13 protein-coding genes are annotated in these 24,949 nt (G+C 73.9%); 11 read left to right on the top strand and 2 right to left on the bottom strand.

The features are described 5' to 3' along the window. Positions 1-53 precede the first annotated feature (53 nt). Positions 54-4,178, top strand: a complete 4,125-nt coding sequence (locus WMF24_RS45315; protein WP_437733703.1) for a DUF6531 domain-containing protein — start codon at positions 54-56, stop codon at positions 4,176-4,178. A 161-nt stretch (positions 4,179-4,339) separates the two neighbouring features. Continuing rightward, positions 4,340-4,660, top strand: coding sequence for a hypothetical protein (locus WMF24_RS45310; RefSeq protein WP_437733702.1), 321 nt, complete (start codon positions 4,340-4,342; stop codon positions 4,658-4,660). Between the two features lie 278 nt (positions 4,661-4,938). On the opposite strand, the gene WMF24_RS45305 is transcribed toward WMF24_RS45310, so the two are convergent. Further along, complete coding sequence (locus WMF24_RS45305) at positions 4,939-5,694, bottom strand: hypothetical protein (RefSeq protein ID WP_437733701.1); 756 nt, start codon at positions 5,692-5,694, stop codon at positions 4,939-4,941. Between the two features lie 599 nt (positions 5,695-6,293). Here WMF24_RS45305 and WMF24_RS45300 point away from each other — a divergent pair. The 6 genes from WMF24_RS45300 to WMF24_RS45275 all read left to right on the top strand — a co-directional run bounded on the left by WMF24_RS45300 (position 6,294) and on the right by WMF24_RS45275 (position 17,619). Beyond that, positions 6,294-7,988, top strand: coding sequence for an ATP-binding protein (locus WMF24_RS45300; protein WP_437738935.1), 1,695 nt, complete (start codon positions 6,294-6,296; stop codon positions 7,986-7,988). Next, positions 7,985-13,432, top strand: a complete 5,448-nt coding sequence (locus WMF24_RS45295; RefSeq protein ID WP_437733700.1) for a hypothetical protein — start codon at positions 7,985-7,987, stop codon at positions 13,430-13,432. The genes WMF24_RS45300 and WMF24_RS45295 overlap by 4 nt, the downstream gene beginning before the upstream one ends. 202 nt (positions 13,433-13,634) lie before the next feature. After that, positions 13,635-14,258, top strand: a complete 624-nt coding sequence (locus WMF24_RS45290; RefSeq protein WP_437733699.1) for a DUF488 domain-containing protein — start codon at positions 13,635-13,637, stop codon at positions 14,256-14,258. A 193-nt stretch (positions 14,259-14,451) separates the two neighbouring features. Continuing rightward, the gene (locus tag WMF24_RS45285; RefSeq protein ID WP_437733698.1) at positions 14,452-15,114 is read left to right on the top strand and encodes a 16S rRNA (guanine(527)-N(7))-methyltransferase RsmG; all 663 of its coding nucleotides are present in this window, start codon (positions 14,452-14,454) and stop codon (positions 15,112-15,114) included. 215 nt (positions 15,115-15,329) lie between these two features. Further along, positions 15,330-16,583, top strand: a complete 1,254-nt coding sequence (locus WMF24_RS45280; protein WP_437733697.1) for a hypothetical protein — start codon at positions 15,330-15,332, stop codon at positions 16,581-16,583. Positions 16,584-17,148: 565 nt separating this feature from the next. After that, positions 17,149-17,619: a hypothetical protein gene (locus WMF24_RS45275; RefSeq protein ID WP_437733696.1), complete on the top strand. Its 471-nt coding sequence runs from the start codon at positions 17,149-17,151 to the stop codon at positions 17,617-17,619. Positions 17,620-17,664: 45 nt separating this feature from the next. Here WMF24_RS45275 and WMF24_RS45270 read toward each other — a convergent pair whose 3' ends face one another. Next, positions 17,665-18,591: a ketopantoate reductase family protein gene (locus WMF24_RS45270; protein WP_437733695.1), complete on the bottom strand. Its 927-nt coding sequence runs from the start codon at positions 18,589-18,591 to the stop codon at positions 17,665-17,667. A 155-nt stretch (positions 18,592-18,746) separates the two neighbouring features. Here WMF24_RS45270 and WMF24_RS45265 point away from each other — a divergent pair, with 155 nt between their 5' ends. The 3 genes from WMF24_RS45265 to nirD all read left to right on the top strand — a co-directional run bounded on the left by WMF24_RS45265 (position 18,747) and on the right by nirD (position 24,930). Further along, complete coding sequence (locus WMF24_RS45265) at positions 18,747-21,473, top strand: ATP-binding protein (protein WP_437733694.1); 2,727 nt, start codon at positions 18,747-18,749, stop codon at positions 21,471-21,473. 479 nt (positions 21,474-21,952) lie between these two features. Next, positions 21,953-24,493, top strand: coding sequence for a nitrite reductase large subunit NirB (nirB, locus tag WMF24_RS45260; RefSeq protein WP_437733693.1), 2,541 nt, complete (start codon positions 21,953-21,955; stop codon positions 24,491-24,493). Positions 24,494-24,528: 35 nt separating this feature from the next. Then, the gene (gene nirD / locus WMF24_RS45255; protein WP_437733692.1) at positions 24,529-24,930 is read left to right on the top strand and encodes a nitrite reductase small subunit NirD; all 402 of its coding nucleotides are present in this window, start codon (positions 24,529-24,531) and stop codon (positions 24,928-24,930) included. Positions 24,931-24,949: the final 19 nt, after the last annotated feature.

The raw sequence follows: 24,949 nt of genomic DNA, 5'->3' as shown, positions 1-24,949 counted from the left end.
ACAACGGCGCCGACCTTGACGGTGTGCTCGATCACACGCGATGCTACCCGGTCATGGGGAAGGTCACGGCGCTCGGGCTGGACACGGTCCACGAGGGCTCCGGTCACCAGATGACGGGCATGGCGGTGAGCGTGTGCACGACGCCAGCGGCGCCGAGCCCACTGCCGATCCCTTATCCCACGATGGGCGCGGTGGCCGAGGGGGTCATCGATCCGCCGCTGCGGACGAAGATCGAAGGAAGGAAGGTCCTGACGGTCGGCGGGTGCATGAAGGCGTGTCATGGCAACGAGCCGGGCACGCTGAAGGAGACCTTGAGCCTCAACACGGGCGGTCCGTGTTTCCCGTGGATCGGCGCGCCCAACGTGCTCATCGAGCTGGGAATGGCCGGGATCACCGGCAGCATGGGGCAGATGAACAAGTCGGTCACCGCCGGCGCCGGGGCGAGCGCGAGCGCGGCGGGGGGCGCCGCCGGCGCGGGCGGGGGCAGTGGCGGCGGCGCCGCGGGCGCGCCGGGCGGGCGCGGACCGACAGCGCCGCGCGGCGGAGGCGGCGGCGGCGGCGCCGGGCGCAGCCACAAGGGGGCGAAGGCCGGGAAGTCGTCATCGCCGCCGGTGGAGCAGTGCACGACCGAGGGGCACCCGGTCGACGTCACCGACGGCGCGGTGGTCGACACGGCGACGGACATCGCCGTGCCGGGGATGATCCCGCTCGTGTGGGCGCGACACTACCGCTCGTCGCGTCACGAGGAGGCCGACGCGGCGCTGGGGCCCGGGTGGGCGTTCTCCTACGATCAGTGGATCGAGGAGGGCGAGCAGGTCCTCGCGCTGCGTGACGGCGAGGGGCGGTGGATCTGGTTCGACAAGGTGGAGCACGGGGAGACGGCGTTCCACCGGCGCGAGCGGCTGGAGCTCCACCGCGACGGCGCGGGCGCGTACCGGGTGGTGGATCTCGGCTCGCGGCAGGTGCGGCTCTTCGCGGCGGAAGGTGGCTCGTCGAGGGCGCTCCTGCGCGCGATCCGCGATGTGCACGGCAATGCGCTGCGGCTGGAGCACGAGGGCGAGCGGCTCGTCCGGATCGTCGACACGGCCGAGCGCGAGCTCAGGGTGCGATGGGACACGGGGCGGATCACGCGCCTCGAGCTGTGGGCGGGGCGGCGGCTGGAGCAATGGGTGGAGTACCGCCATGACCGCGCGGGACGTCTGGTCGCCGCGGTCGACGCGCTGGGCGGCGTGGAAAGCTATGAGTACGACGTCCGCCACCGGATGACGGCGACGACGCTGAAGAATGGCGAGCGGTTCTGGTACGCGTACGAGGACCACGTCGGTCACCGGTGCAGGAAGACCGGCGGAAAAGGCGGGCTGCACGAGGTGGAGCTCCGCCGCGATGCGCGGGCGCAGACGACCGAGGTCCGCGGCGAGGAGCCGCGGGTGTACACATGGAACGCCGATGGCCTCGTGACGCGCGCGGCGCTGCCCGACGGGACGGTGCTGTGGGAGCGTGCGTACGACGAGGACGCGCGCCTGGTCGCGGAGGCGAACGGCGCGGGCGAGGGCGTGCAGACCTGGTACGACGCGCGCGGCAATGCGATCCGCGAGGTCGATGCGCTCGGCAACGAGACGCGGTGGGAGCACGAGGGCGACCTGGTGGTGCGGCAGATCAGCCCCGAGGGGCTGGTGACGCAGGTGATGCGCGACGGGCTCGGCGAGGTGAGCGCCGTCCTGTTCCCGACAGGCGACGCGTACTCGTTCGCGCGCGACGCGCGCGGGCGCGTCACGGGCGTGTACGGGCATGGCGGCGGGCAGGACGGCCAGCTGTTCGGCTACGCGCACGACGCGCAGCACAACCTGATCGCCGAGACCGACGCGCGCGGCGCGCGGACGGCGTACTCGCACGACGGCATGGGACGGCCCGTGTCGCGGACCGACGCGCTGGGGCGGACGACGCGCGTGGCGTACGACCGGATGGGGCGGCCGATCCGCGTGGAGCGGCCCGACGGGACGAGGACCGTCGCGACCTACGACCTCATGGGCAATCCGGTGCGGCTGGTCGATGCGCTGGGGCAGACGACGCAGCTCGCTTACCAGGGCACGGGGGTGCTGGCTCAGGTGATCGAGCCAGGCGGGGGCGTGTGGCAGCTCGAGTACACGGGCAAGGAGCGGCTGCGCGTCGTCATCAACCCCAAGGGCGAGAAATACGTCTTTCACCATGACGATGCGGGCCGGGTCGCGCGGGAGGACACCTTCGATGGCCGCACCCTGCGCTACGGCTACCGCAGCTCGGGCCGGCTCGGCCGCATCGAGCTCGCGGCGGACAGGACATGGCGCAACCTGTTCTACGACCGCGCGGGCAACCTCACCGGCGACGAGACGCCCGATGGGGTGATCGGCTACGCCCGCGACCGCATGGGGCGGCTGATCGGCGCGGTGCTGGAGGAGTCGAGCGGGGAGCGCGTCGAGACGTGGTTCGAGCGCGACCGGTTCGGACGCGTCGTGTGCGAGCGGCAGGGTGACAAGGCGGTGCGGTACGCGTACGACGCCCGCGGCCGGCGCGTCGAGCGCGTGATGCCGGACGGGGCGGGGACGCGGTACGCGTACGACGCGCTCGATGCGCTGAGCGCCGTCGAGCACGACGGGCACCGCGTGGCGTTCGAGCGCGACGCGCTCGGGCGCGAGGTCCAGCGGACGAGCGGCGCGGCGGGAGGGGCGGGCGAGGCGGCGATCGCGGTGCGGAGCGCCTACGACGCGATGGACCGGCTGCTCGAGCAGCGCGCGACCGCGCCGGCGCCGGGCGTGCCCCGGGTGCTGGTCGCGCGGCAGTGGCATTATGACGCGCGCGGGCGCGTCGAGCGCATCGACGACGCCCGCTGGGGGGCGACGACGTACCGGTACGACCGCGTCGATCGGCTGCTGTCCGCGCAGCGCGGGGCGCAGCGCGAGGTGTTCACCTACGACCCGGCCGGCTCGATCACGCGCATGCTCGAGGAGCTCTCCGAGCGCAGCGGCGCCGGGCTGCTCGCCGAGGCGTCGCCGCAGGACTGGATGCACCCGTCGTGGCGGCTCGAGCCCGGCGGCGTGCTGCGCAGGACCGAGACGGCGGCGTACGAGGTCGATGTGCGCGGGCGGCGCACGGCCAAGGTGGAGCTGGCGCGCTACCGAGAGAACCACCCGAACGGCGGGGGCGTGACCGAGCAGGAGCTGACCCGCTACGTCTGGGACTGCCGCGACCGGTTGCGCGAGGTGCGGCGGCCGGATGGCACCCGCGTCCTGATGACGTATGACGCCTTCGGGCGGCGGGTGCGCAAGGAGGTGATCGGCACGGCCGTGGTGGGCCGGCCGCGCGTCGTCGAGTTCGTGTGGGACGGGGACGTGCTCGCGGCCGACATCGACAGCGAGCGCGGGGTGCGCACCTTCGTGCACGCGCCGGGGACGTTCGTGCCGCTGCTCCAGCAGCAGGACGGGCGCGCGCTCACCTACGTCAACGACCACCTCGGAACGCCCAACGAGCTGCTCGACCCGGGCGGGCTCGTCGCCTGGTCGGCGGCGCACTCGGCCTGGGGCAAGGTCGCCGACGTGTGGCGCGATCCCATCAGCGTGCTCAACCACAGGACCGTCGTGGAGTCGCCGTTCAGACTGCTCGGGCAGTACGCGGACGAGGAGACGGGGCTCTGCTACACGCGGTTCAGGTTTTTCGATCCCGAGACCGGGGGTTGGTGCAGCCCCGATCCGCTAGGAATTCGTGGTGGGCTCAACCTGTTCGGCTTCGATGGCAGCCCTACGGTCGTCGCGGATCCGCTCGGAACCACCGTCATCGGCACAGTCAAGAGACCGCGACCTGAGCCAGTAGACCCCAAGGCCATCGGCGGCGCAGGTCCGTGGCCAGGCGCGCGCCCCGCGCATCCCTTCGGCCACGGTGTGTCACGGGAGGACATCGCAGAGGTCCTGAACGACCCAGAAAAGGTTTTTACCGGCACAAACAAAGACGGCAGGCCAGTCGACTACTATTATCGCGATGGAACAGCAGTCGTGACGGCCCAGGGAGAGAGAACGAAGGTCATCACCGCATTCGGGAAGAACGCAACAAAGGCAGATGGGGGCAAGAAGATCTGCCGAGGCTCAGGCAAGCCAGCGAAACCCGAACCACAGGCAGGAGGAACGTTTCAGGAGGTCGAGTACCAATGACAGCAACAGCAAGGAGCAACAAGCTCGACATAGGATCCCTGTGGACCAAACTCTTTGGTCCAGAGACAGATGCGTGCCTTAACTTAACCACCTCGGAGGCGGAGGCACTCGCGGTTGCGCTCGGGCACAAGCTAGCGGCTGCCTTGGACGTAGAGATGTCCGTGGACCTGTCCACCATGTCTCTGGAAGGAGGCGACATATCCATCACTGCTCGCACACGACGGCAATTTGGCGGACCATTGATGCTCGACGTACTCGCGCACATCTTCGTATCGCGCCTGACAGACGAGGGATTTTCGGTCAGCGCCGTCGCCTTCACGTTCAGCGGCGGCAAGCGCCTCGTGATGCCGGATGGGGGCGCTCTGCTCTCGCTGCAGCTAGATCCCAGCGAGGGAACAGACGCGGAGTGGCGATCACTGGGCTGGTACCCCGATGAGTATGGCGAGTGGAGTGGACTGACGCAGCTCGATGGATCGGAGTAGCGTTGATTGATCTTGCCCAAGCACGACCGAGCTGTAGCGTCAGCTTACCCGGAGGCGCAGCTACCCCTCTCGCAAGAGCGCGCCGACGCGCCGCCACAAGCGGACGCCCAGGTGCGACACCTCTTGCGGACGGCTGCATAGAGAGACAGAGAGGCGATCCCTCAGAGCGCTAGAGACCGGCAGAGCGAGGTGGGGCGGGAGAGCGCGGCAGAGGGCGGCGGGGGACGATCAGGTCGACCGAGGGCCGGCCGCGAGCGGCCGTCGACGAGCGCGGACGCTCAGGCGATCTCGGGCGGCTCCGGCGCCGCGGGCGCCGCGGGCACGGCCCTCTTCGCCTTCTTCACCCTGGCAGCGGCGGCGCGGGGGACGTGGAGCTCGTCCAGATAGCCGAACACCTGGATGTCGAGGTCGGGCGGCAGCTTCGGGTTGTGCTCGACCTCGTCGGCGATGCCCGCCCGCAGGCGGGAGAGGAGGCCTATCGTCGCGGCGCGGAGCGCGCCGGCGCCCTTGCGCGAGGTCTCCTTCACGTCGGCGCGATCGCTGAGCATCGCGTGGAGTCGCTCGCCGGCGTCGAGGAAGCCGCTGATCCAGTCATGAAGCGTCTCCCCATCGGCGACAGGGAAGCGCTCGAGATCGGCCTTGTGCTGCTTGACGATCTTCTTGCGCTCCATGGCCGCCCTGGCCTCGTCCGCGTAGCTCGCCTTGAGCTCGGATAGCGCGGGGATGAACGCGCGGCGGATCCGCGTAGCGGCAGCGGCGGTCTCCGGCGAGGTCTGCGGGTGCCGGAGGTAAGCCTCGGTCATGTACCAGACCGCCTTGCCGAAACTGTCGTGCTCCACGTCGGTCTCCTCGAGCTCCGCCGCCAGGGCCTTCCCTCCGATCACGACGGGCGGAAGCGCGGAGATCTCCTCCAGCTTCTTCGCCAGGATCGGCTCGTAGGTCTTGCCGGTGCTGGAGCGCAGGAGCGCCGGTTTACGCTTGTCGAGCAGGTCGGTGAGTCCGAGCTTCAGATCGGACAGCGTGAGTGATTGCATCCGGCCGAGGATAGCCACGCAAGGGGTGGCGTCGAGCTGCGCCGGGCGTCGGAACAGTGCCGCTCGGGTGAGCCCGGACGCGAGATGACATGGGCCGATGCCGGCGCGAGGACTCCAGAGATCCCGCTGGCGAGCGGGAGCGCCACCGGCAAGACGAGTACGTGGTGACGACGATCCCTTGGGCCCCGGCGGCGAAGCGAACGGGTCGCGGCGAGCACCCCGGCACCCCGGCCGCGAGACGAGCAGGCCTGGAGGAGCATGCCGACCCCCCGGTGGCGGGCGCGCGCGTTGCGGCGAGCATCCCTCGGGCCCCGGCGGCAGGGCACGCGCGTTGTGGCGAGCATCCCTCGGGCCCCGGCGGCAGGGCACGCGCGTTGCGACGAGCATCCCTCGGGGTCCGCCAAGGGGGCACGCGCGTTGCGTCGAGCATCCCCCGGGCCGGCCAGCGGGGCACGCGCGTCGCGGCGAGCATCCCCGAGCCCCGCCAGCAGGGCCCGCGCCCCCCTGTGATAGCCTCGCAGGGCGCCATGGCCCCCTACCGCTCCTTCCGAGAGGACCGTGCCGCGGCCCCGGCCCCGCCTCCAGGCCCGGTGGCCGACATGGTGCAGCAGTTCGCCGACCCGTACGCCTTCCTCCGCGAGCTCGTGCAGAACGGCATGGACGCCGGCGCGCGCAAGATCGCCGTGCGCATCGAGACGCTGCCCGGCGCGTGCGCCACCTCGGTCACCGACGACGGCAGCGGCATGAGCCGCGAGGACATCGAGGGACCGCTGCTCACCCTCTTCAGCTCGTCCAAGGAAGGCGACGCCAGCAAGATCGGCAAGTACGGCGTGGGCTTCGTCTCCGTGTTCGCCATCCAGCCGGAGCAGGTCGACGTGGAGACGTGGCGCGACGGCCAGGCCTGGCGCCTCCGCCTGCGCGGCGACACGAGCTACGAGCTCGAGGACGCCGGCCACCACGAGGGCAGCGGCACGCGGGTCACCCTGCTCCAGCGGCTCAGCCGGGAGGCGTTCGTGGAGCACGCGCGGCGCGCCCAGGCCGCGCTCCGGCGCTGGTGCCGGCACGCCCAGTGCGAGATCTCCCTCAGCATCGCCGACCACGAAGGCAACGCCAGGACGAGCGCCGTGCGCATCGACACCCCGCTCTCCGTCGCGGCGCCCGTCTCCGTCACCGCCGCCGAGGACGAGACCACCTTCGTCGTCGGCCCGTCCGCCGGCGCGCAGCACCTCGAAAAGCCCGCGGCCCCGAACGGCGACGCCGCCGAGCACGGGCAGAGCTTCGCCGGCTTCTACAACCGCGGCCTCACCCTGTTCGAGACCGCGGACGAGCTGTTCACCGGCCTCTCGGGCGTGCGGTTCAAGGTGATGAGCCCGCGCCTCCAGCACACGCTGAGCCGCGACAACGTGCGCCGCGACGACGCCTTCTGGGAGGCGCTCGCCCGCGTGCGCGAGCTCGTCCGAGGGCCGCTCCGGCGCGAGCTCGCCGCGCGCCTGCCGCAGGCCGCGGCGGCGGCCGCCGCCGGCGAGGGCGCCGCGGCGTACGCGGCGATGCTCGAGGCGGCGCTGACGCCGCCGACCGCGCTCGATCCGGACGACATCCCGTTCCCGCTCGCGAGCCCCGTCGACGGCGAAAGGACGCGCGCCGGCCTGCGGGCGCTGGCGCCGGGGCGCGAGCCGCTGCTCGTCGCCGCGCGGAGCGACGCGCTCACCGAGGCGATGGGGCGGAGCGGCCTGCCCGTCGTGCTGTGCAACCACCCGGCCACCGGCACGCTGCTCCAGCGGTGCTTCCCGGCCGCGCGCATCGAGGAGGCGCGCGCGGCCTACCTGCTCGTGCGCGAGGAGCCGGAGAGCGCCCGCGAGGGCGACGCGGCGCTGCTCCGCGTCGTCGCCGAGGCGCTCGCCCGCGCCCGGCACGGGGTCGCCCGGGTGAGCCTCTGCCGGATCGAGGGCGCGCTCCGCCAGCGCGGCGCGATCCTCCTGCGTGACGGCAGCGAGCGCGGCGAGCGCAGCGCGCCCCACCGGAGCTGCCACGCCGCGCGCGACGTCGTGCGGCGCGCGGCGCGCTTCCGGCCCGGCAACGCCCTCTACCTGAACGTCGCCAGCGACACCGTGGCGCTCGCGCGAAGGCGCGCCGCCGTCGACCCCGTGACCGCCGGCAACCTGCTCGCCCGCGCGCTGCTCGTCGAGGCCAAGGGGCCGCTCGATCCCGACGACAGCGACCGGCTCCTCGACCTCGCCGCGAGCCCCCCGCCGATCCCCGGCGGCGGCGGCGCGCTCCGGGGGACGCGCCGGTGAGCCGCGTCGTCTCCCGCGGCGCGATCCGCGTCGACGCGCGCCGCGCCGTCCGGAAGCTCCGGGAGCACCTGCTCGTCGACCTCGACCTCTACCTGCTCGAGCTCGTCCGGGCCGCAGCGGCCGGCGGCGCGACCCGGATCGACATCCGCCACGACGCGGACGACGTCGCGCTGACCTTCGACGGGGAGCCGCTCGACGCGGCCGTCCTGACGCGCCTGCTCGACCACGTGCTCAACGCCGCGCCCGACGCCGCGTCGCGGCGGCTCCGCCTGCTCGCGCTCGGCGTGAACGCGGCGCTCGGCCTGCGCCCGGCGCGCGTCGACCTGATCACGACGGGCCGCGGACCGTCGGGCGAGCCCTCCGAGGCGACCTGCACGCGCGTGCGCTTCACGCCCGCCCTCCTCGAGGCGCCCGCCGAGGCGTTCGCGCCGGCCGCCGCCCCGGCCTGCGACGAGGTGCCGAGGCCACAGGGGATGCCCGCGGCCGGCATGCGCATCGAGGTGCGCCGGCGGCTCGGCTGGTCGGTGCTGCGCCGCGCGATCACGGGCGACACGCCGCCCGAGATCGCCCACCTCGCCGCGGCCACGGGCGACTTCCCGATCCCGATCGCGCTCGAGGGCGAGCCGCTCCGCCGCGCGCTCCCGGGCGGGCCCCCCGTGGTGCTCGTGCGCGTGCCGTTCCACGTGCGCGGCGCGCGGCGCGCCGCGCTGGAGGTCCTCGCGCCGCCCGAGGCCGCGCACGACGCCGCGCCCCTGTCGGCCCCCCGCTCCGCGCCCCTCTCCGCCCCGCGCTCCGCGCCCCTGTCCTCCCCCCGCGCCGCGCCCCTCTCCGCCCCCGGCGCCACGCCGGCCTCCGCCCCGCTCTCCACGCCCCTCGCTACACCCCTCTCCGCCCCCCTCACCACACCCCTCTCCGGCCTCCCCGCCGTCGACTACCTCGAGCACGGCGTGCGGCTCGTCCGCGAGCGGTGGAGCTTCGCCCCTCGGTTCCCCTCGGCGCCCTTCCAGGGCGTCGAGCTCCCGGTCCGCCTCGTCGTCGACGCGGACGAGCTGCCCACCAACGCGTCGCGCTCGGCGCTGCGCGAGGACGCCCCCCTCTGCGCGGCGCTCCGCGGCGCCGCGGCCGCCGCGCTGCTCGACGCCCTCGCCGCGCTCACCGCGCGCGTCTGCGGCAAGGGCGCGGTCCCCGAGGGCGCGCTCGTCCTCAGCGACGACCGCGGCCTGCTCGAGGACGCGCTCGCCGCCTTCGCGTGCGTCGCGACCGGCGCCGTCCGCGCGGCCGACGCGGCCGACGCGGCCGACGCGGACCGCGCGGTGCCCCCACAGGCGCGCGCGGTGCGCGAGCTCCCGCTGCTCCGCGACGGCCATGGGCGGCCGCTCTCGCTCGCGTCGCTCGACGCCCGCGACGGGTCGCCCCTCTTCGTCTGGCGGGGCGACGCGGCGCTCCCGGAGGAGCTCGCCCCCTGGACCGACGACGTGATCTGGTGCCGCGGGGCCCTCGTCGAGCGCGCGCTCGCGGGGCTCCCGCTCGCCGACGCCGCGGCCATGGTCGAGCAGGCGAAGCTCGGCGCCGAGCGGCGCAGGGCGTTCCTGCGGCACGCGGCCGCCGAGCCCGTCGTGCCGCCCGCCCCCGAGCACGCGCTCCGCGCCGCCTTCCACGTGAACGAGGGGCCGCTCGCCGGGCTGCGCGGCGAGCTCGCCGTCTTCGCGGACGACCCCGGGGCGCGGCGCAGGGCCGAGGTCCGGGTGTTCGTGGAGGGGCGGCACCTCGAGACCGTGGAGCTCGACCCGGCGGCCGTCCCCCTGCCCGTCGAGATCGCGCTCGCGTGGGAGCGGCGCGTGCGGCCGCGCATCTCGTACGACGGCGTCGAGCGCGACGAGCGCTTCTGGCGCGCGGTCCGCCACGCCCTGCACGTCGCCCTCGCCGCGGCCGACGCCGAGGCGCGGCGGCTCTTCGGGCCGAGGGCCGCGCCGCCCGGCGGCGGCGGCCCCCTGCCGCCGCCGCCGTCCGAGAGCGAGCTCGCCCGCGTGAGGCCCCCGCTGCGCGCCGCGATCGGCGCGCTGTACTGCGCCCCGCAGCGCCTCGGCGCGGACCACGCCGGGCACGGCGACCGAGGCGGCGGGGCGCCGCGCCCCGGCGACGATCTCGCGCCGTCGGCGTTCAAGGGGCTCCTGGAGGCGCGGCTCTGGCCCATGCTCGGGACGGACCGGTTCATGAGCCTCAAGGGGCTCGCCGTGTTCGCCCGGGCGGCGCGCGGGCTCTGCGTCGCGGCGCCGGACGCGCGGGGGCGCGCGCCCGACCGGCGGCCGGTGCTCGCCGCCACGCAGCGCGAGCTCGACTGGCTCGCCGCCGCGCTCCCGGACTGCCCGCTCGTCTCCTACGCCCCGGGGCTCTTCAGCGAGGAAGAGCTCGCGGCGCGGGGGCCGGCGCGGCGGCGCGCGCTGGCGGCGTCCCTGGAGAAGATCGCGGCGCCCCGCGCCGCCGGCGCGCCCGTCCTCGAGGTCGCCGGCGACGGCTTCCTCGCGCTCGCCACGCCGGGCGACGCGCCGGTCGAGGCGTGGCACCACGCGTCGCAGCCGCTCGCCACGCTGGAGGCCGCGCCGCTGCTCGGCCCCGTCGCCGTCGCGATCGACGACGACGCCGCCGTGCCGGGCAGGGCCTGGAGCGGCCTCCTGTCGCCGCGCAACGCCGCCGCCGTCCAGAAGGTCGAGCGCGCGCTCTGCGAGGCGCTCGTCGCCGCGCTGGAGGGCGACGCCGCGGCGCGCGCCCGGCTCGGCCTCCAGGGCGACCCGCTCGCCGAGCGCGATCCGCGGGCGCGCGCCCGCGTGATCGCCTACCTCCTCGACTGCGCGCGCGCGCTCGCCGAGCGCGCCCGGAGCGCGCCGCTCGACGCGGCCCTCGGCGATCTCGCGGCGCGCATCCGGCGCCTGCCGCTGCTCGTCATGCTCGACGCGCGCGGCGAGGAGGCAGCCTGCTCGCTCGAGACCCTCGACAGGAACCACCCGGCGCCGGCGCCCATCCCGGTGCTCGAGGCGGCGCCCGGCTTCGAGACGCTCTCCTGGCACCCCCTCCTCCTCCGCGAGGCGTCGGAGCGCGCCGCCCTGTCGCGGTGGGCCGGCGGCCGCCTCCTCCCGGCGGGCGGCGGGGTGCACGCCCGCCGGCTCCGCGCCGCCGCCGCGCGGTCGGCGCGCCGCGCCGCCGCCGAGCAGGCGCGCCGCGACGCCGCGGCCGAGCAGGCGCGCCGCGACGGTGGCGAGGGGCCGCCCGAGGAGCGGCCCGCGCCCGGAGGCGCCGCGGGCGGCTCGCGCGCCGCGCTCGCGCTGCCGGGCGCCCCGTCGCACCCGCTGCTCCGCGTCAGCATCGCGGCGCTGGGCGTGAAGGAGCTCGAGGGCGAGCTCGAGATCATCGAGGGGCCGGAGTCCGACGTCCGCCTCGTCGGCCCGGGCGGCGCCGAGCGGCGCGCCGAGGTGGAGCTGCCGATCCCGCTGCGCATCCTCGCGCGCCCCGCCGCCGCGGACCCGCCGCGGGACGAGGTGCGCGCGCTGCTGACGCGCCTCGCCAGGGCCGCGGGCCGCCGCCTGCTCTCGCTCGCGCCGCGCTTCGACGAGCTGCCGCCGTTCGCGCGGAGCCACACGCGCCGCGCCGTCCTGAAGACGCTCGCCCAGGGCAAGCGCGTCGTCGCGGAGGCGGCGAGCGCGCTGCTCTTCCCCGACATCGACGGGAACCTGTTCTCGCTCGACGACCTCCGGCGCGACCCGCTGGCCGAGTGGCTGTGCACCGCCGCGCCGCCGCCCTACCCGAAGCAGCGCTACGGCCGTCCCGTCCTCGCGCTGAGCAGGCCCGAGCGGCTGCAGCTCGCGACGGCGGTGCTCGTCAAGGACATCACCGACGCCGTCGCGCGCGATCGGGCGGCCGAGGCGCGCCTCTCCGCGCCGCCGCTCGACGCCATCGGCCTCGACGCCGCCGCGCGCGCGGCGTGCCTCGCGGTGTTCCCCTTCGCGCGGGAGGCCGGCGCGCAGGAGGGCGCGCCGGCCGCGCACGGCGAGATCGGCCTGCTCGCCCCGGAGCACGTCGACGCCGCGGGGATCGCGGTGCACGTCGGCCGCCGCCCGCTCTGCGCGATCGACGCCGGCGAGGGGTGGCCGCTCTGCGCGGCGATCAACGACGACGCGCTCGAGCCGAACCGCACCTTCGACGGGCTCAAGGCCGGCGCGGACGCCGCGCGGCTCCGCCAGGCGGTGCGCGACGCCGCCGCGCGGTGGCTGCGCGCGCGGCTCGCGCCGCCCGAGGGCGCGCTCGCGACGCGGTGGATCGACGTCGCCACCACCTGGCACCGCCCGTTGCTCGTGACCGGCGCGCTCTGGTTGCCCGCGCGGTGGCCGCGCGCGCCGCGGGTGCTCGTCGCCGCGCCCTCCGCGGCGATCCTCGGCGAGGGCGCCGCCGAGGGCGGCTTCGCGCCGCGCGCGCTGCGCGGCGCGGGCGGCGCGCGCGGCGCGGGCGGCCTGGTCGAGCTCGCGCCGGTCGAGGGCCTGCTCCTCGTCTGGCCGCTGCACGAGGCGCGCTGGGAGGCCGTCGCGGAGATCGCCCTGGAGGCCGCGGCCTCGATGGCGGCCGAGCTCTCGGACGAGAGCGCCGCCGCGCCGTACCTGTGGGACCTGCACCTGCTCGGCCGCCTCTCCGGCGGCAAGCTCGCCGCGCGGACCGCCGCCGGCGAGCGCGTCGGCCCGGAGGCGATCCGCGCCGAGCTCTCCGCGAAGGGCTGCGTGTGGATCACCGACCGCCGCGGCAGCGCGGACGGCGATTTCCCCGACGAGGCGCCGGCGTTCGTGCTGCTCGACGACGGCTCGCCGCTGATCGAGGTGCTCCGCCACCGCGCCGCCCCCGGCGCGCTGCGCGAGCTCGGCGCGCCGGCCGCGCCGCGGGCCGAGGCGATCGCGGCGGAGGTCGAGCCCGCCTCCGGGGGGGCCGCGCCGACCGGGAACGCGGCCGCGGCGGCGGCCGCCGGGGCGCCCGTGGCGGCTGCGGCGTACGCGCCGCCCGACGCGAGCGGCGCGCGCGCCTGGGTGGGCGCGCTGTGGCGCAGCGTCCGCGGCCTGATCGGCGGCGGCGCCCCGCCCGCGCCGCCGGACGCTGCGGCCGCCAGCCCGCTCGCGGCGGCGCTCCACGCAGCGCTCCTCGAGATGGGCCTGGAGGGCTCCCCGGTCCGCGCCGTCGTCGAGGGCCGCACCGGGAGGCCGGTCCGCTACGACGCCGGCCGCAGCCAGATCATCGTCAACACCGAGCACGCGGCGCTCGCGTGGCTCCGCGCCCGCGGCGCGCCCGATCCGGCGGCCGTCGCGCTGCTCGCGGCCGCCGCCGTCGGCGAGGTGAACCGCGCGCTCCGATCGGTCACCGACGCCGAGGAGCGCCGCGCGCTCGATCATCTCCTGCGCTCGATGGGCTAGGACAACGATCACGTCGATCGAGCGAGAAATGAACCGCCAGGACGCCGAGGACGCCAAGAAGAAGACACCGTCGTGGCGTCCTTGGCGTCTTGGCGGTTCGAAGCTCTGCTCGTTTCAGGCGGGTTCAGCCCGTTGGTCGCTCTGGCGCCGCCCGCCCCCGCCCCCGTTGCCCGCGGCTCGCCCGAGCGCAAAGCTCTCTCTCGTGGACACCGTCTTCACCATCGGCCACGGCACCCGCAGCCTGGAGGAGCTCGTCGAGCTGCTCGGCGAGGGCCCCGCCGACACGCTCGTCGACGTCCGGCGGTTCCCTGGCTCGTCCCGGTCGCCGCACCTCGCCCGCGCCGCGCTCGCCGAGGCGCTGCCGCCGCTCGGCGTGACCTACGTCTTCCGCGGCGACACCCTGGGCGGCCGCCGGACCGGCCGCGACGACTCGCCCCACGTCGCCTGGGAGAACCCGAGCTTCCGGGCCTACGCCGATCACATGGAGACGGAAGCCTTCCAGCGCGCGCTCTCCGAGCTCGAGGCGGAGGCCCGGGCCGGCCGGCGCATGGCCGTCATGTGCGCCGAGACGCTCTGGTGGCGCTGCCACCGCCGCCTCATCGCCGACGCCCTCGTCGCGCGCGGGCTCGCGGTGGTCCACCTGCTCGGCCCCGGCGCGCGGGCCGCCCACACGCTGAACCCCGCCGCGCGCCCCGACGGCGCCGGCCGCCTCGTCTACGACGTCGGCGCCCAGCGCTCGCTGCCGCTCGGCGGCCAGGCAGCGGGCTCAGGCGCCGCGCCCGCGCGGACCCGGGCCGTCCGCGCTCGCCCGCGCCGCGCGCGGTGATCGCCGGCTCCACCCCGCTCCGCCCCTCTCCCCCGCGGTTCCAGTCCGCTCCCCCGCGGTTCCAGTCCGCTCCCCCGCGGTTCCAGTCCGCTCCCCCGCGGTTCCAGTCCGCCCGTTCGCCCGCCGAGGCCGGGTACATGCGCGCCGGGTCCTGTGCTCCACTGCCGGCATGATCCAGGCCGACGCGGCACGCATGACGGAGAAGATCGCCACGGTGCTCGCCGGCCGCGAGCCGAGCCTCCCCGCCCGCGCCGGCGAGGCGCTCGCGCGCTGGCTCGAGCTCGTCGCCGGCTGGAACGCCAAGGTCGACCTGACCGCAGCCCGGAGTGCCGACGAGCTCGCCGACCTCATGCTCGCTGACGCGCGGCTCCTCTCGGAGCACGTCCCCGAAGGCCGGCGCGTCATCGATGTCGGCACGGGGGCCGGCGCGCCGGGCCTGCCGCTCGCGCTGCTGAGGCCGGACCTCGACGTGACGCTCGTCGAGCCGCTCCAGAAGCGCGTCGCCTTCCTCCGGACCGCGCTGGGCACGCTGGTCCAGCAAGGGCTGCTCCCGAAGGCGCCCCGGGTCGAGCGCGCGCGCGGCGAGGACCTCGTGCGCGCCGGGAGATCGTTCGATGCGGCGATCTCCCGCGCGACGCTGGCCCCCGACGCGTGGCTGCCCCTCGGCGCCGCGCTCACCGAGCGGTCCCCCGCGGACCGCCGCGAGGTCTGGGTCCTGCTCGCGCGCGACGAGCCGCCGGCCCACCCCGGATGGGCGCCCGCGATCGACCTCCGGTATCGATGGCCGCTCACCGGCGCGGAGCGGAGGGCAGTGAGGTATCTGCCAGACCCCCATGATCGCCTGACCGCCGCTTAGGGTAATGCCTGAATAAATTACCACTCGTGCAATTACCGTCTTCCTGATGACGGTCTCGACACGGAGTGCCATCCGCTTTCGCGGAGGCCCGGCATTGCGCGCTCCGCTGCTCGTCCGGTATGGCGGAGCAGGGCCGATTCCGTTACTGTCCGGAAATCACATGAAGGCGCGCCCTACGTGGGCAGGGCCTCCTGGCTCGGGAGACAGTGATGAAAGTGCAACGCATTTCGGCGATCTTGCTCACCTCGGTCGCGTTCTCTGCTGGCTTCATTGGTTGCGGCGACGATGAACCGCCTGCCGGCGGTGGCGGAGCGGGCGGCTCGGGCTCGACAACGAGCTCGTCGAGCTCGGGCAACATGGTCGTGAGCTCCGGCAGCGGCAGCTCCGAGGCGGAGTACCTCGGCACCGCGTGCACGGAGGACGCCGATTGCGGCCCGGAGGGGCTCTGCATCCCGGAGTCGGCCGAGGAGGGCGGTCCCTCGGGCGGGTACTGCACCACCGCGTGCGCCGAAGACGACGACTGCGAGGGCGATGGCAGCGCCTGCCTCGATGGCCTCTGCTACCTGGGCTGCGTCCTCGGCGAGCCCGCGATCACGAGCCTCGACGAGGAGCTCGACCCGTTCAAGTGCCACGGCCGCGATGAGCTGCGCTGTGAAGAGGTGGAGGACAGCGTGACGGTCTGCACCGCGAACTGCGGCTCCGACAGCCAGTGCCCCGGCCGCGTCTGCGATCCCAGGATGAACCTCTGCGTCGACGAGCCGAACACCGGCCTGCCGATGGGCGCCGCGTGCGACCGCGACGCCGAGGAGAACCAGTGCGCCGGCTGGTGCGTGGGCTTCGGCGAGGGGGCCACCGCGTGCACCGAGTTCTGCGGATTCGGCGGCGATCTGCTGGAGTCCGACTGCGGCGGGCTCCAGAACGGCCTCTGCCTCTACGGGTTCGGCGACACGATCGGCGCCGGCGACCTCGGCGCGTGCACCAGGGCGTGCACGGCGCACAGCGATTGCTTGCTGCCGCAGGCCCGCTGCGTGGATTTCGGCCTCCCGACGAACGGCTTCTGCGTCTTCGAGACGTTCGAGTGCGAGGACAACGACGATTGCGAGGAGGAGGGCGACGAGTGCACCGAGACGCCTGATGGCTTCTTCTGCCTGAGCACGGAGTATCCGCTGAGCGGCGACGGCACGGGCGGCGCTGGCGGCGCGGGCGGCGCGGGCGGCGCGGGCGGTGCGGGCGGCGGCGACGGCGGCGCGGGCGGCGGCACCGGCGGCGCGGGCGGCGGCACCGGCGGCGCGGGCGCCACGACCAGCGCCTCCGCCACGACCAGCTCCTCCGCCACGGGCGGCACCGGCGGCGCTGGCGGCGAAGGCGGCGCGGGCGCCACGACCAGCTCCGCCACCACCGGCGGTACGGGCGGCGCGGGCGGCGGCACCGGCGGCGCTGGCGGCGCTGGCGGCGCAGGCGGCGCCTGATCGCTGCGTCCAACGACACGGCCTCTTCTCCCCTGATCTGCACGGGCTGAGAGGAGGCCGCGCTCTCTCCAGCCTCCCTCGCCGGGCCCGGCACGCCCGGCCACCTCTCGACGGCTCCCCTGGCCGTGCCCCCTGCCATCGTTCTACGCCTGTTGCGCCCGTTGCGCCCGTTGCGCACTTTGGCGTCCCTTGCGCTTCTGGCGTCCCTTGCGCCTGTTGCGCCTTCGGCGCCTGTTGCGCCTTTTGCGCGTCGCCGCGCGATGGAAGAGATCGCCATCGCGCCGAGAGCGCCGGAGCGGTAATCCGGGCTTTCGCTCCTCGTGCGTCCGGGCGGCCAGCGACGCCGCCCGAGCTGCCGGGCCGGAGATCCGTGCCGAGGAGAGCGCTCGCGCGCCGCGCGGACCGCGTCAAAGCACGAGGCGCGCCGTCCCAGGCGGGGCAGTTCGCCACACGGATCGCCGCACGATTTCCCGGCGCGGCGCGCTCGTCACGCCGCCCCAGGCATCGAATCCGGGAGCGTTGCGCCGGCACCCTGCTTGCTCAGGCGCCGGGGCTGGAGGACCGCATGAACAAGCTCGCTCTCTTCACCTCGGCCGCCGTCATGGCGGTCTCGACGCTGGCTTTCACCGGGACGGCGCACGCCCAGGAGAGGACGCGCGACACGGTCACCATCACCGACTCCGTGCCGAACCGCGGGCTCATCTGGAGCGGCGTCGCCGTGCTCGGGACCACCTACGGTATCTCGACCGTCGTGGCGACGTTCAGCAAGGAGCCCGCGGATCGGGCGCTCTGGGTGCCGGTCGCGGGGCCGTGGATCGACCTCGGCGCCCGCGGCAAGTGCAGCGGCGACTCGGAGTGCAACGCCGAGGCGACGAACAAGGTGCTGCTCATCGCCGACGGGCTCGGCCAGGCCATCGGCGCGATCCAGATCCTGAGCGGCTTCATCTTCCCGGCGAAGCGCACGGTGACCGAGGTGGGGAGCATCCAGATCATCCCCATGGGCAGCAAGGGCATCGCCGCCAGGACCGTGTTCTGAGGGGAGATGCGACGTCGTGCTCCGGCCCCGCCGCGGACGCGCGGCCTATCCGGCAGGCGGCGCCTTCTCGCGCGGCGACAGGCCGCGCACGAGGGTCGCGAGCGTGCGCAGCACCGGGGTGTCGACCCCGGCCCGGCGCCCGCGCTCGACGACGGCGCCTTGAAGGATATCGACCTCCGTCGCCCGGCCGGCGCGCACGTCCTGGAGCATCGACGGCTCTGTGAGCGGGTACTCCGCGCGCGTGAGCGAGATCATCGCGTCCGCGGTCTCGACCGGGATCTCCGCCCCTTCCGCGCGCGCCACCGCGATCACCTCGAGCATCGCCGCCCGGGTGAGGTCCTCCATCTGCTCCGCGGCCACCCCGGCGCGCTGGCCCGTCAGCGCGCAGATCGCGTTGAACGGGGCGTTCCAGACCATCTTCTCCCACAGCATGGCGCGGTGGCTCGCCGACCGGCGGGCCGGGATGCCCGCCCGCTCGAGCAGCGCCGCGACAGCCTCCACCCGCGGCTCCTGCCCGGGGCGGTACGGCGCCAGGCCGGCGCGCGTCGCCGCCAGCGTCTCGATCGCACCGGGACCGCTGAGCCCCGCCGACATGTACGCGATGGAGGCGATGACGCGCGACGCGCCCACGTGCCGCGCGACAGCGTCCTCCGACTCGAGCCCGTTCAGCAGGGGCAGCACGAGGCCGTCGTCGGCGAGCAGCCCCGGGAGCTTCGCGCTCACGTCGGCGAGCGACGGCCATTTCACGGCCACGAAGATGAGGTCGAACGGCCCGCGCGCCCCGTCGAGCGCCACGACGCGGAGCGGCGGCGTGCGCACCTCGCCGGCCGGCGTGCTGAGGACGAGCCCGCGCGATCGCATCGCCTCGGCGTGCGCCCCGCGCGCGACGAACGTGACGTCCTCCCCCGCCAGGACGAGCCTCGCCCCGAAATAACCGCCCACCGCCCCCGCGCCGACAATGAGGATCCGCATCGGCGGCGACCATAGCATGCTCGACCCCGAATCAGACGATGCCAGACGATGCCGGACGACGCCGCACGGTGCCGGACGACGCCGCACGACGCCAGGCGACGACCGAGGACCGACTGGTGGCCATCAGCGCGGAATGCGGATATGCATGAGCCGAGATGGATAGGCCGGACGCCCCCACCGTGGCTCACGCCGGCGCCGGCATGAACTCCGACGCCCATCCGAGCGCGACGCTCGAGGCCGAGCAGCTCCAGCTCCTCATCGACGCGTTGCCGGTGCTCATCTCGTATGTCGATAACGACGAGCGCTACGGCATCGTCAACCGGGCCTACGAGCGCTGGTTCGGGGAAGATCGCAGCTCGCTCGTCGGCCGGCACGTGCGCGAGGTGATCGGCGACGCCGCCTACGCCGGCGTGAAGCACCACGTCGCCGCCGTGCTCGCCGGGCAGCCGCAAGACTTCGAGTCGCGGCTCGTCTACCGCAAGGGCGGCAAGCGCCACGTCCGCATCCAGTACATTCCCCACCTCGGCGCGAGCGGCGAGGTGCGGGGCTTCTTCACGCTCGTCTCGGACATCGGCGACCTGAAGCGCAGCGAGGAGACGCGGCGGTTCCTCGCCGACGCGACGACCCTGCTCGACCCGGTGCTCGACCAGGACGCCATCTACCGGAGCATGGCCGATCTCGCGGTCACCTCGGTGGCCGACTGGTGCGCCGTCCACACGCTCGAGCCGGACGGCTCCGCCCGCGCGCGCGTCGTCGCGCACGCCGATCCGGCGAAGGCCGATCTCGCCGCCAGGCTGGCCCAGCGCGGCCGCATCCCGCCGGAGCCCGAGACGCCGCTGCACGAGGTGCTCCAGGGCGGCCCCGGCCGGATCCTCCCCGACCTCGCGGAGAGCCTGGCCGCCGGCGGCGCGCCCGACGCCGAGCCCCTCGACCTCGTGCGCGCGCTCGGCCGCGGCTCCGCGGTGATCGTGCCCGTCCGCGGCGAGGAGCGCGTGTTCGCGGCGCTCACGCTCGCGTCCGCCGGCCCGGGCCGCGACTACGACACCGTCGACCTGGCCTTCGCCGAGGAGCTCGCGCGGCGCATCGGCCTCGCCGTGCAGCGCCTGCGCCTCTACGACATGGCCCGCGACGCCGAGGCCGAGGCGCGCCGGCGCTTTCTGGCCGAGCAGGAGGCGCGCCGGGCCGCCGAGCGCGCCGCGCAGCGCATGGCCGGCCTCCAGCGCATCACGGCGGCGCTGGCCGACGCGCTCACGAGCGAGGCGGTGGCCGAGGTCGTCGTCGACCAGGGCGTCGCCGCCGCGGGCGCGTACGGCGGCGTCATCGTCGTGACGACCGGCGACGATCTCGAGTGCCTCAAGGCGGTCGGCTACCGCGGCGACCTCCTCGAGCGCTTCCAGCGGATGTCCCTCAGCAGCGAGCTGCCGCTCGCCGACGCCCTGCGGACCGCCGCCCCCGTCTGGCTGCGCTCGCGCAAGGAGTTCGCCGCGCGCTACCCGGACCTCGTTGGCCCCCTGCTGGCGCCCGCCACCGCGTCGCTCTGCTGTCTCCCGCTCGTCGTGCAGGATCGGCCGATCGGCGTGCTCGGGCTGAGCTTCGCCGACCCGCACCCGTTCGATCAGGAGGAGCAGGAGTTCCTCGTCGCGATGTCGGGCCAGTGCGCGCAGGCGCTGGAGCGCGCCCGGCTGCACGAGGAGCGCGCCGCCATCGTCGAGCGCGAGCGGCGCGTGGCGCTCGAGAACGCGCGCCTCTACCGCGAGGCGCACGAGGCGGACCGGCGCAAGGACGAGTTCATCGCGATGCTCTCGCACGAGCTCCGCAACCCGCTCGCGCCGATCACGACCGGCCTCGAGCTCTTGCACATGAACACGAGCGAGCGCGGCGATCGCGACGACGCCCAGATCCTCGCGACCATCGAGCGGCAGGTGAAGACCATCGTGCGGCTCGTCGACGACCTCCTCGACGTCTCGCGGATCACCCGCGGCAAGATCGAGCTGAAGCGGGAGCGGCTCGACGCCGGCGCCGTCGTCGAGGCGGCGATCGAGAGCGTCCGCCCGCTGCTCCTCCAGCGGCGGCACGAGCTCAGCGCGTCGGTCGAGCCGGGGGTCCTCGTGGACGGCGACCGCGTGCGGATCGAGCAGATCGTCGTCAACCTGCTGACCAACGCGATCAAGTACACGAACCCGGGCGGCCGCGTCTCCGTCGCCTGCAAGGCGAGCGGCGGCGACGCGTGGATCCGGGTGACCGACACCGGCGTTGGCATCCCCGCCGAGCTGCTCCCGCGCGTCTTCGAGCCGTTCATGCAGGCGAGGCGCACGCTCGATCGCTCGCAGGGCGGCCTCGGCGTCGGGCTGACGCTGGTCAAGCGGCTGGCCGAGCTGCACGGCGGGCGCGTCGAGGCCGTGAGCTCCGGCCCCGGCGAGGGCACGGCCATCAGCGTCTGGCTCCCGCTCGCGGGCGCGCCGGCGGAGAGCGCCGCGCCGCCCGTGGCCCAGGCCCCGCGCTCCGCGGCGGGCGCCCTCCGGGTGCTCCTCGTCGACGACAACGTCGACGCCGCCGAGGGCCTCCGGCGCATCCTCCAGCTCCACGGCCACACGGTCTCGATGGCGCACGACGGCCCGGCCGCGCTCGAGGCGGCGCGCGCCGGGGCGCTCGACCTCGTCCTCCTCGACATCGGCCTGCCCGGCATGGACGGCTACGAGGTCGTCCGCCGCCTGCGCGCCGATCCCCAGCACCGCGGCTCCTACATCGCCGCCGTGTCCGGCTACGGCCAGGACCAGGACCGCCGCCGCTCGCGCGAGGCGGGCTTCGACGCCCACCTCACCAAGCCGGTCGCGGCGGATCAGCTCCTCGCGCTCGTGGACAGGGCGACCGCCCGCGGCTGACCGGCGCCGCCGCCGTCGCCCGGCTCGGCCCGCGCTCCCCCGCCCCGGCGTGCGCCCGCGCCCACCGGAGCCCGCCGGACGTCCGCCCGGGATCCGGTGGGAGCGCCCCTTTCCATCGTGGGTCCGCCCGCGCCGCCGGCTTTTCCACAGGTGCAATGCGCTGGCCCCGCTCCCCGAAACACGACTGAAATAAACGTCCCTCGAAGCGACGAACGCGCCTGTTTCCCTTCATTGGCGGGTTCGAATTGGCCCTCGCCGAGGGCCGCGTTCGCTCGCAGATGGCCGCGAAACACGCGTGAAACAGGGGCAATGTCCCGGCGCGAGAGCGGCATTGGGCGCACATTTTATTCCAGCGAAACAGTTGTGAAACAGAGCCCACAGTACACCCTTTTCCAGTCGGCGACTGCGGCCGGCCCTGGCCCGGCAGCAGTGTGGCAGTGACGGTGAGAAGGACTCACCGGGTCCCAAAGGTGGGTTTCATGAGCAAGAAGAAGGACCTCCTCGTCATCGGCAACGGCATGGTCGGGCACAAGTTCATCGAGAACATGGTTCTCGGCGGCTTTCTGCGCGACTGGAACATCATCACCTTCTGCGAGGAGCCGCGGCTTGCCTACGACCGGGTGAACCTGTCCGCCTTCTTCAACGGCAAATCGGCCGATGACCTGTCGATGGTGAAGCCCGGCCTCTACGAGGAGGCCGGCATCCAGGTGCACCTCGGCGACAAGGCCGTATCCATCGATCGGCGCAAGAAGGCGGTGACCTCGGCCAAGGGGAAGACGGTCTATTACGACAAGCTCATCCTCGCCACCGGCTCGTACCCCTTCGTCCCGCCGATCAAGGGCAAGGACACGAAGGGCTGCTTCGTCTACCGCACCATCGAGGATCTCGAGGCCATGGCGGCCCACGCGAAGTCCGCGAAGGTCGGCACCGTCATCGGCGGCGGCCTGCTCGGCCTCGAGGCGGCCAACGCGCTCAAGAACATGGGCCTCGAGGTCCACGTCGTCGAGTTCGCGCCGCGGCTCATGGCGCTCCAGGTGGACGAGGCCGGCGGCGCGATCCTCCGCCGCAAGATCGAGGAGCTCGGCGTCCAGGTGCACACGAGCACGTCGACGACGGAGATCGTCGCGGAGCACGGCCGGGTGGCCAGGATGCTCTTCGCCGACCAGACCGACCTCGCGACCGACATGATCGTCTTCTCCGCCGGCATCCGCCCGCGCGACGAGCTCGCGCGCGCGTGCGACCTCGCGCTCGGCAACCGCGGCGGCGTCGCCATCAACGAGCGCTGTCAGACGTCCGATCCGGACATCTACGCGATCGGCGAGTGCGCGAGCTTCAATAGCCAGCTCTACGGGCTCGTGGCGCCCGGCTACGCCATGGCCAAGGTCGCGGCCGACGCCCTCACCGGCGGCAAGGAGACCTTCGGCGGCTTCGACATGAGCACGAAGCTCAAGCTGATGGGCGTCGACGTCGCGAGCTTCGGCGACGCCTTCGGCGCGCAGCCCGGCGCGCGCGTCGTCAGCTTCATGAGCTCGACGACGAACGTGTACAAGAAGCTCGTCGTCAGCTCGGACGGCAAGCACCTGCTCGGCGGCATCCTCGTCGGCGACGCCTCGAACTACGGGCAGCTCCTCCAGCTCGTGCAGAACAAGATCGTCCTCCCGCCGAACCCGGAGGACCTCATCGTCGCGCAGCGCGACGGCGCGAAGCCGGCGGGCTTCGGCGTCGAGTCGCTCCCCGACACCGCGCAGATCTGCTCCTGCCTCAACGTCACCAAGGGGGCCATCTGCTCGGCCATCTGCGACGACAAGCTCACCACGCTCGCCGCCATCAAGGGGCAGACGAAGGCGGGCACCGGCTGCGGCTCGTGCACAACGCTGATCACCGACATCCTGAAGAAGGAGCTCAAGAAGGCCGGCGTCGCGGTGACCAACTACCTCTGCGAGCACTTCAACTACTCGCGGCAGGAGCTCTATCACCTCGTCCGGGTCCACGCGATCAAGACGTTCGACGACCTCATCGAGCGCCACGGCAAGGGCAAGGGCTGTGAGATCTGCAAGCCGGCGGTGGCGTCGATCCTCGCGTCGACGTGGAACGAGCACATCCTGAACAAGAAGCACCTCCCGCTCCAGGACACGAACGATCGGTTCATGGCGAACGTGCAGCGGGACGGCACCTACTCGGTGGTGCCGCGCGTGCCCGCCGGCGAGATCACGCCGGATCAGCTCATCGCCATCGGGCAGGTCGCGAAGAAGTACAGCCTGTACTCGAAGATCACGGGCGGGCAGCGCGTCGACCTGTTCGGCGCGCGGCTCGAGCAGCTCCCCGACATCTGGCGCGAGCTCATCGCGGCCGGCTTCGAGTCGGGCCACGCCTACGGCAAGGCGCTCCGCACCGTGAAGTCGTGCGTCGGCAGCACCTGGTGCCGCTACGGCGTGCAGGACTCGGTGGGCTTCGCGGTCGCGGTCGAGAACCGCTACAAGGGCCTGCGCAGCCCGCACAAGCTGAAGTCCGCGGTGTCCGGCTGCGCGCGCGAGTGCGCCGAGGCGCAGAGCAAGGACTTCGGCATCATCGCGACGGAGAAGGGCTATAACCTGTACCTCTGCGGCAACGGCGGCATGAAGCCGCAGCACGCCCAGCTCTTCGCCGCGGATCTCGACGAGGCGACGCTCATCAAGTACCTCGACCGGTTCCTGATGTTCTACATCCGCACGGCGGACCGGCTGCAGCGCACGGCCACCTGGTTCAACAACCTCGAGGGCGGCATGGATTACCTCCGCCAGGTCATCATCGAGGACTCGCTCGGCATCTGCGAGGAGCTGGAGAAGGAGATGGCCCACCTCATCGCGACGTACGAGTGCGAGTGGAAGGCCGCGGTCTCCGACCCCGACAAGCTCAAGCAGTTCCGGCCGTTCGTGAACGCCGGCGATCCCGACCGGAGCATCCTCTTCGTCCCCGAGCGGGCGCAGCACCGCCCGGCGGCCTGGCGGGAGAAGTCGAACCTCGTCGAGGAGATGATCTGACCGCTCGGGACACGACTTTTCTTGAGGGAACCGACATGAACGAGCTGCAACATTCTTGGAACGCGCGCCGGAGCGAGGGCATGACACAGGGCTGGGTCGAGGTCTGCGGGGTCGACGACATCATCCCGAACACCGGGGTCTGCGCGCTCGTGAACGCGCGCCAGATCGCGGTGGTCCGGGTCGGCGAGGGCGAGGAGATCTACGCCATCAGCAACTTCGACCCGTTCAGCAAGGCGTTCGTCATCTCGCGCGGCATCGTCGGGGACAAGGGGGGCGTCCCGAAGATCGCCTCGCCGATCTACAAGCAGAACTTCGATCTGCGCACGGGGCAGTGCCTGGACGACCCGAGCGTGCGCATCCCGGTGTACCCCGTCCGGGTCCGGGGCGGGCGCGTCGAGGTCCAGGCCACGGCGCTGCCGCTCCCGGCCGCGAGCTGATCATGAGCCGGCGAGGCGG

This window comes from Sorangium sp. So ce1335 (assembly GCF_051521615.1).
Lineage (GTDB): Bacteria > Myxococcota_A > Polyangia > Polyangiales > Polyangiaceae > Sorangium.
This window is presented reverse-complemented; position numbering and strand designations above follow the sequence as displayed.

Bases quoted from the DNA above. Each gene is read 5' to 3' on its own strand.
- WMF24_RS45315 (WP_437733703.1), top strand. From the start codon at position 54: ATGGGGAAGGTCACGGCGCTCGGGCTGGACACGGTCCACGAGGGCTCC.
- WMF24_RS45305 (WP_437733701.1), bottom strand. From the start codon at position 5,694: ATGCAATCACTCACGCTGTCCGATCTGAAGCTCGGACTCACCGACCTG.
- WMF24_RS45300 (WP_437738935.1), top strand. From the start codon at position 6,294: ATGGTGCAGCAGTTCGCCGACCCGTACGCCTTCCTCCGCGAGCTCGTG.
- WMF24_RS45285 (WP_437733698.1), top strand. From the start codon at position 14,452: ATGACGGAGAAGATCGCCACGGTGCTCGCCGGCCGCGAGCCGAGCCTC.
- WMF24_RS45275 (WP_437733696.1), top strand. From the start codon at position 17,149: ATGAACAAGCTCGCTCTCTTCACCTCGGCCGCCGTCATGGCGGTCTCG.
- WMF24_RS45270 (WP_437733695.1), bottom strand. From the start codon at position 18,591: ATGCGGATCCTCATTGTCGGCGCGGGGGCGGTGGGCGGTTATTTCGGG.
- WMF24_RS45265 (WP_437733694.1), top strand. From the start codon at position 18,747: ATGGATAGGCCGGACGCCCCCACCGTGGCTCACGCCGGCGCCGGCATG.
- nirB (WP_437733693.1), top strand. From the start codon at position 21,953: ATGAGCAAGAAGAAGGACCTCCTCGTCATCGGCAACGGCATGGTCGGG.
- nirD (WP_437733692.1), top strand. From the start codon at position 24,529: ATGAACGAGCTGCAACATTCTTGGAACGCGCGCCGGAGCGAGGGCATG.